The following is a 1,179-nucleotide window of genomic DNA, read 5'->3' as shown; positions in this document are numbered from 1 at the left end:
GAGGCGAGTGTTGTGATCCTCCATCGGCAGCCGGCCATCGTCCTTCGCACGCTTGACCTCGCCGACGTCTTTTCCTTCCAACACCCCGCTCCGCGGAATGCTTCGAGCGTTGGGCAGGGTGCCGGAGCGGAAAGCGTCGAGTTCGCGCACATCGATGAGAACGGCGGTTCGGTCATTCGTCACCACGTGGCGTAACCCGTCGGCCTCGATCTCCGTCAGGCCGCCCAGAGCCCGCCAGACCGGAATGCCGAGCTGATAGCGACGAACGTTGCTGTAGCCCGCCGCGAGGAGCTCGTCCGCCAGCCTCTTGCTCTTGCCGCAGTAGGGACCATTGCAGTAGAGAACGAGGGGAGTCTCTTTCTTCCCCTCGACCAGTCTGCCGATCTCCGCGACATCGGAGACATAGGCCGACATGGGAACACCGGGCTTGGCGGCAACGTTTCGAGCACCCGGGATGTGGCTGATCGCGAACTCGCGAAAAGGACGCGTGTCGAGCACAACGGCGCTCTGGTCAGCGAGAAGGCGCTCGAGCTGGACGGTGGAAACCTCCGCCGTCCGTTGGCCGGATTCGCCCAGGGTGGCCTCGAAGATGGTCCCGGACGTCTGTCCGTGCGCGCTGACCATCGAGCCCATCAACGCGAGTGCTAGCAGAGCGAGCCGCCGGTTCATCGGTGCCTCCTCATCTGGAAATCGACTCCGACTCCCGTTGCTTCACAACAACGAGGATACGTCCGTGAAGCGGTGGGTGAACAAGTCCTGGAGGCCGCGGCTCGGCGACTGCAGATTACGCGGGAGTGCCAGGGGCGGGAGGCGCTAGAGTGGCGCCAATCCGCCCGTCATCATGAAGCCACGACTGATCTGGAGAACGGCATGCTCGCCATTTCGATCGGTTTCCTGACGTTCGTCCTGACGTTCAGCGCGGCATGGGTGGGAATGGTGATTCGCTCGAGGCTGCCGGAAGAGCACACGTCCAAGGAGTCGCAGGACGTCGTGCGACTGGGCATGGGCTTGATCGCGACCATGACCGCACTGCTGCTGGGGTTGGTGACTGCCGCGGCCAAGAACACTTTCGATACACAGGACCGAGCCATTCGCGAGAGCGCCGTGAACATCATGGTGCTGGATCGTCACCTCGCGCGCTATGGACCCGAGACCGCGAGGATTCGCGACCACGTGCGT

The 1,179-nt window shown here is 63.4% G+C and carries 2 protein-coding genes; one reads left to right on the top strand and one right to left on the bottom strand.

Annotated features, from left to right (window positions below; all coding sequences use genetic code 11):
• On the bottom strand, positions 1-669 hold a 669-nt coding region (locus tag VFQ05_14115), incomplete at its 3' end, for a rhodanese-like domain-containing protein (protein ID HET9327898.1).
• Between the two features lie 201 nt (positions 670-870).
• Here VFQ05_14115 and VFQ05_14110 point away from each other — a divergent pair.
• Positions 871-1,179, top strand: a 309-nt coding sequence (locus VFQ05_14110) for a DUF4239 domain-containing protein (protein ID HET9327897.1), incomplete at its 3' end; no start/stop codon positions are given.

The sequence above is a fragment of the Candidatus Eisenbacteria bacterium genome (assembly GCA_035712145.1).
Classification (GTDB): Bacteria; Eisenbacteria; RBG-16-71-46; order RBG-16-71-46; family RBG-16-71-46; genus DASTBI01.
Note: the sequence above shows the minus strand (reverse complement) of the source record. Positions and strands in the feature narration are given on the sequence as shown.